The organism is Klebsiella sp. ME-303 (genome assembly GCF_007910085.1).
Taxonomy (GTDB): Bacteria; Pseudomonadota; Gammaproteobacteria; order Enterobacterales; family Enterobacteriaceae; genus Klebsiella; species Klebsiella michiganensis.
This window is the reverse complement of record NZ_VOJB01000072.1, coordinates 1-5,754: the sequence shown is the minus strand read 5'-3', so window position 1 is coordinate 5,754 and position 5,754 is coordinate 1. Positions and strand designations below refer to the sequence as shown.

At 55.3% G+C, this 5,754-nt stretch carries 6 protein-coding genes and 1 pseudogene; all 7 read left to right on the top strand.

What is annotated here, in order from left to right; translation table 11 throughout:
* Window positions 1-112: pseudogene (locus FQK12_RS27630) on the top strand (HPr family phosphocarrier protein); the annotation flags it as partial.
* A 176-nt stretch (window positions 113-288) separates the two neighbouring features.
* Window positions 289-1,560: a tagatose-bisphosphate aldolase subunit GatZ gene (gene gatZ / locus FQK12_RS10785; RefSeq protein ID WP_014226958.1), complete on the top strand. Its 1,272-nt coding sequence runs from the start codon at window positions 289-291 to the stop codon at window positions 1,558-1,560.
* 14 nt (window positions 1,561-1,574) lie between these two features.
* Window positions 1,575-2,042: a PTS galactitol transporter subunit IIA gene (gatA, locus tag FQK12_RS10780; RefSeq protein WP_014226959.1), complete on the top strand. Its 468-nt coding sequence runs from the start codon at window positions 1,575-1,577 to the stop codon at window positions 2,040-2,042.
* A 26-nt stretch (window positions 2,043-2,068) separates the two neighbouring features.
* On the top strand, window positions 2,069-2,353 hold the full coding sequence (gene gatB / locus FQK12_RS10775) for a PTS galactitol transporter subunit IIB (RefSeq protein WP_004106023.1): 285 nt from the start codon (window positions 2,069-2,071) through the stop codon (window positions 2,351-2,353).
* 5 nt (window positions 2,354-2,358) lie between these two features.
* The gene (locus FQK12_RS10770; RefSeq protein WP_014226960.1) at window positions 2,359-3,732 is read left to right on the top strand and encodes a galactitol-specific PTS transporter subunit IIC; all 1,374 of its coding nucleotides are present in this window, start codon (window positions 2,359-2,361) and stop codon (window positions 3,730-3,732) included.
* A 45-nt stretch (window positions 3,733-3,777) separates the two neighbouring features.
* Complete coding sequence (gene gatD, locus FQK12_RS10765; protein WP_014226961.1) at window positions 3,778-4,821, top strand: galactitol-1-phosphate 5-dehydrogenase; 1,044 nt, start codon at window positions 3,778-3,780, stop codon at window positions 4,819-4,821.
* A gap of 110 nt (window positions 4,822-4,931) precedes the next feature.
* Window positions 4,932-5,705 carry a DeoR/GlpR family DNA-binding transcription regulator gene (locus FQK12_RS10760; protein ID WP_014226962.1) on the top strand — a complete coding sequence of 258 codons (774 nt, stop codon included), beginning with the start codon at window positions 4,932-4,934 and terminating at the stop codon, window positions 5,703-5,705.
* Window positions 5,706-5,754 lie beyond the last annotated feature (49 nt).

Sequence of the window (5,754 nt, the reverse complement as noted above, 5' to 3'; positions counted from 1 at the left end):
TATCGGTACGGCCTTTAATGCCGGATTAGGCGAAATTGCCGCTCAACCGCAGCAGGTCGTTCAGCCAGCAGAAAAGCCTAAACGGAGCTGGATTTCACGAATATTTAGTTAAATTTCAATAAATTAAAAACGCTCTGCCGTCATCGCCAGAGCGTTTTTTTATCTTTAACTTTCGTAACATTACGTTTTATCTTTCTTTTTTTCGAGATTGATCACAAATCAAAACAAAGGAGTTTGCGGGCAAAACAAAACATAACGAATATATTCGAAAGAAAACGGAGGTTTTAAATGAAAGATATTATTTCCCGCCACAAAGCTGGCGAACACATCGGCATCTGCTCAGTTTGTTCCGCGCATCCGCTGGTTATCGAAGCCGCGTTACGTTTCGATCTGCATACCAACAACAAGGTTCTTATCGAAGCAACCTCTAATCAGGTTAACCAGTTTGGCGGCTACACCGGAATGCAGCCTGCGGACTTCCGTGATTTCGTGAATAAAATTGCCCACGAAGTCGGTTTCCCGTCAGATCGCATCATCCTTGGCGGCGACCATCTCGGGCCAAACTGCTGGCAGGGCGAACCCGCCGCCGAAGCGATGGAAAAATCGGTCGATCTGATTAAAGCCTACGTCGCCGCGGGCTTCAGCAAAATCCATCTCGATGCCTCAATGTCCTGCGCTGACGATCCGGTACCGCTGGACCCGGCCGTCGTCGCCGAACGTGCCGCTCGCCTGTGCCAGGCCGCGGAAGAGACGGCAACCGACGCGCAGAAACGCCATCTGACCTACGTCATCGGCACCGAAGTTCCGGTTCCCGGCGGCGAAGCCAGCACCATCGGCAGCGTCCACGTAACCCGCGCCCAGGATGCGGCGGCAACGCTGGAAACCCATGAAGCCGCTTTCCGCAAGCTGGGTCTTAACGCAGCGCTGGAACGCGTCATCGCTATCGTGGTACAGCCCGGCGTTGAGTTCGACCATACGCAAATTATTCATTACCAGCCAGAGGCCGCCAAAGCGCTCTCCGCGTGGATCGAAGGCACGCCGATGGTCTACGAAGCGCACTCGACTGATTACCAGTCTCGTCAGGCCTACCGGGCGCTGGTGCGCGACCATTACGCCATCCTGAAAGTTGGCCCGGCGCTAACCTTCGCGCTGCGCGAAGCCATTTTTGCCCTCGCGCAAATGGAAAATGAGCTGATCGCTCCGGAATCCCGCAGCCGCGTGATGGAAGTGATTGATGAAGTAATGCTTAACGAGCCGGGCTACTGGAAGAAGTACTACCGCCCGACCTGGAGCCAGGCAATGGTGGATATCCACTTCAGCCTGTCCGATCGCATTCGCTACTACTGGCCGCATCCGCGTATTCGCCAGAGCGTGGAAAAGTTAATTGCAAACCTGACCGAAACTAAGCTGCCGCTGGGCCTTATCAGCCAGTATATGCCCGTGCAGTTTGAACGACTGTCGTTAAACGAACTCGCCGCCGTGCCGCACGACCTCATCCTCGACAAAATTCAGGATGTGCTGCGTGCCTACCGTTACGGCTGTTCATCCGAAATCGCCTGAAGTAAAGAGGATTTATGAGTCAATTGTTTGTTCGTACCGGCATTCATTTTAGTTCCAGCCGGCAGGCGCTGGAGCACATTGGCGAAGAGATGCTGGCGCGCGGCGTTGTGCACGACAGCTATCCACTGGCGCTGCTCGAACGAGAAGCAACTTTCCCCACAGGCATTGCGCTGGAGCAGCACGCGGTCGCGATTCCCCACTGCGAGGCGGTACATGCGAAGTCTCCGGCTATCTACCTGATTCGCCCGGACAACCCGGTCCCTTTTCAGCGAGCTGACGACGACGGCGAAATCGACGTTTCGTTAATCATCGCGCTGATTGTAGAAAATCCGACTGCACAGCTACAGCTGCTGCGCCGGTTATTTAGTGAGCTACAGAACCCGAACACGCTTGAAGCATTGCTGGCTGCCTCACAGGAGCAGCTGCCCGAGCTGTTTCGGCACTCTATCCTTGAGTCAGAGCCCAGCGCTCAGGCTTTATAACAGACTGATAATAAAAGGGGTACCCTATGAAACGTAAAGTAATCGTCGCCTGTGGCGGCGCTGTCGCCACCTCGACCATGGCCGCAGAAGAGATCAAAGATCTGTGCGCGGACCACAGCATCGAGCTGGACCTGGTGCAGTGTCGGGTGAATGAAATCGAAACCTATATGGACGGCGCGCACCTCATCTGCACCACCGCCCGGGTTGACAGAACCTTTGGCGACATTCCGGTGGTTCACGGTATGCCTTTCATTTCTGGCGTAGGCATTGAAGAACTGCAGCAAAAAATCCTGAACATCCTGACGGAGTAACGCCCATGTTTAGCGAAATCATGCGTTATATCCTCGACCTTGGTCCAACGGTGATGCTGCCGATCGTGATCATCATCTTCTCCAAAATACTGGGGATGAAGCTCGGGGACTGTTTTAAATCAGGCCTGCACATCGGGATTGGTTTCGTCGGTATCGGCCTGGTTATCGGCCTGATGCTCGACTCCATCGGCCCGGCGGCGAAAGCGATGGCGGAGCATTTCCAGATTAACCTGCACGTGATTGATATTGGCTGGCCGGGGTCGTCGCCGATGACCTGGGCCTCGCAAATCGCGCTGGTGGCGATTCCCATCGCCATCGCGGTCAACATTTTCATGCTGGTCACCCGAATGACTCGCGTCGTGAACGTCGACATCTGGAACATCTGGCATATGACCTTTACCGGCGCAATGCTGCATATCGCGACCGGTTCTTACTGGATTGGGATTCTTGGCGTAGTGGTGCATGCGGCTTTCGTCTACAAGCTCGGCGACTGGTTTGCGAAGGATACCCGCGACTTTTTCGGCCTCGATGGTATTGCTATTCCGCACGGTAGCTCGGCGTATTTAGGGCCGATAGCGGTGCTGGTCGATACGATTATCGAAAAAATTCCCGGCCTGAACCGCATCCACTTCAGCGCTGACGACATCCAGAAACGCTTCGGTCCGTTTGGCGAACCGGTCACCGTCGGTTTTGTAATGGGTCTGGTCATCGGCGCGCTGGCGGGCTACGACCTGAAGGGCATCCTCCAGCTGGCGGTGAAAACCGCGGCCGTCATGCTGCTGATGCCGCGCGTCATCAAACCTATCATGGATGGCCTGAACCCGATTGCCAAACAGGCGCGTAAACGTCTGCAGGCGAAGTTTGGCGGCCAGGATTTCCTGATTGGTCTCGATCCGGCGCTGCTGCTTGGTCATACCTCGGTCGTATCGGCCAGCCTGATCTTTATTCCGCTAACTATTCTGATCGCGGTTGTGGTGCCGGGCAACCAGGTCCTGCCGTTCGGCGATCTCGCGACCATTGGATTCTTTGTCGCCATGGCGGTGGCGGTACACCAGGGGAACCTGTTCCGCACGCTGATTTCCGGGATCATCCTGATGGGGATAACGCTATGGATTGCCACGCAGACCATCGGCCTGCATACCCAGCTGGCGGCTAACGCCGGGGCTCTGAAGACGGGCGGCCTTGTGGCCTCTATGGACCAGGGCGGTTCACCGGTTACCTGGCTGCTCATTCAGCTCTTCACCTGGCAAAACGTGGTGGGTTTTGTGGTTATCGGCGTCATCTATGTTGCCGGCGTGCTGTTGACGTGGCGTCGGGCGCGCAGCTTCGCCGCCGCAGAGAAAGCCGCCGTCGCGCAACAAAGCCCGGGCGTTTCTTAATCTCAAGGGGGAGCATCCGCTCCCCGGACATTTCTGGAGAATATTATGCAATCAGTGGTTATCCATGCTGAGGGGACAGTGCGCGTTGAAGAACGCCCGATACCGACTCTACAAACGGAAAACGATGTCCTGGTCAAAGTCGTCAGCTCCGGATTGTGCGGTTCCGATATTCCGCGCATCTTCGCCAAAGGCGCCCACTACTATCCCATCACCCTGGGTCATGAGTTCAGCGGCTATGTTGAATCTTACGGCTCAGCGGTGACCGACCTGCAGCCGGGCGACGCGGTAGCCTGCGTGCCTCTGCTCCCCTGCTTTAACTGCCCCCAGTGCCAGCGCGAATACTTCTCTCTCTGCAAACAGTACCAGTTTGTCGGTTCGCGCAGCGAAGGCGGAAATGCGCAGTACGTGGTGGTCAAACGCGCCAACCTGTTCCGTCTGCCGGACCAGATGCCGATTGATGACGGCGCGTTTATTGAACCGATGACCGTCGGCCTGCACGCCTTCCATCTGGCTCAGGGCTGCGAAGGGAAAAACGTCATTATTATTGGCGCAGGCACAATCGGTTTGCTGGCGTTGCAGTGCGCCCGCGAACTGGGCGCCAAAAGCATTACGGCAATCGATATCAACCCGCAGAAGCTGGCGCTGGCAAAAACGCTCGGCGCAACGCACGTCTTTAACAGCAAGGAGATGAGCGGCAAACAGATTCAAACGGCGCTGGAAGAGATTCAGTTCGACCAGCTGGTGCTGGAAACCGCCGGTACGCCGCAAACCGTGGCGCTGGGCATTGAGGTCGCCGGACCGCGCGCGCAGCTGGCGCTGGTGGGTACCTTGCACCATGACTTAACGCTGCCTTTCGCCACCTTTGGCCAGATTCTTCGAAAAGAGCTGACTATTGTCGGCAGCTGGATGAACTACTCGGGCCCGTGGCCTGGAAAAGAGTGGCAAACGGCGGTTCGCCTGCTGACGGAAAAACGCATTCAGCTTGCCCCGCTTATCACCCACATCGGCGATGCCGAAAGCTTTGCCCGCGAAGTCCAGGCGCTCAACGGTGCGCCGATGCAGGGGAAAATCCTGCTTAAACTCTCCTGACCAACTGAGCCAGCAATCAGAGCTGGCTCACATAACCTTTCGAAAATTATCGTTCAACTTTCATTACCCTTCGATTACACTAAGATCAGTTAATTATCAGGCAAATTAATATGAACTCATTCGAGCGAAGGAATAAAATTGTCGAAATGGTCAATGCGCAGGGTAGCGTATTGGTGCTGGACCTTTCGAATCTCTTTGGCATCTCCGAAGTGACAATCCGGGCCGATCTCCGTTTACTGGAAGAAAAAGGGTTACTCACCCGCTTTCACGGCGGTGCCGCAAGGCCCGGCAGCAATTTGACCGAAGGAGATAATCTGGAAGTGGTGCTTGAAGATCGTTATCAGTTGGCCAGCGATCCGAAAAAACGGATAGCCCAGGCCGCGGCGGCGATGATTAGCGAAGGCATGACGGTGATCCTGGATAGCGGCAGCACTACCCTACTGATTGCCGAGGCGCTGGTACGTATGACCAATATCACGGTGATTACCAACAGCCTGCCCGCGGCGTTTACGCTATCCGAAAACAAAGATATCACCCTGGTGGTCTGCGGCGGCACCGTACGCCACAAAACACACTCCATGCACGGTACCATCGCCGAACGTTCTCTTCAGGGCATCAGCGCCGATCTGATGTTCGTCGGCGCAGACGGCATCGATACCACCAACGGCATCACCACCTTCAACGAAGGTTACTCCATCAGCGGCGTCATGGCCGCCGCGGCACATAAGGTCATTGCCGTGCTGGACGCCAGCAAATTCAATCGCCGCGGGTTCAATCAAGTTCTACCGATGGAGAAAATAAACTGCGTGATTACCGACAGCGAAATAAATGAAGAACATCGGAAGGCATTAAAAAGTACCGGGATTGAGTTACACATCGTATAGAAAATAAGGCAGATGCGGTGACATCTGCCCTATTGACCATCACGTTTTG

Bases quoted from the DNA above. Each gene is read 5' to 3' on its own strand.
- gatZ (WP_014226958.1), top strand. From the start codon at position 289: ATGAAAGATATTATTTCCCGCCACAAAGCTGGCGAACACATCGGCATC.
- gatA (WP_014226959.1), top strand. From the start codon at position 1,575: ATGAGTCAATTGTTTGTTCGTACCGGCATTCATTTTAGTTCCAGCCGG.
- gatB (WP_004106023.1), top strand. From the start codon at position 2,069: ATGAAACGTAAAGTAATCGTCGCCTGTGGCGGCGCTGTCGCCACCTCG.
- FQK12_RS10770 (WP_014226960.1), top strand. From the start codon at position 2,359: ATGTTTAGCGAAATCATGCGTTATATCCTCGACCTTGGTCCAACGGTG.
- gatD (WP_014226961.1), top strand. From the start codon at position 3,778: ATGCAATCAGTGGTTATCCATGCTGAGGGGACAGTGCGCGTTGAAGAA.
- FQK12_RS10760 (WP_014226962.1), top strand. From the start codon at position 4,932: ATGAACTCATTCGAGCGAAGGAATAAAATTGTCGAAATGGTCAATGCG.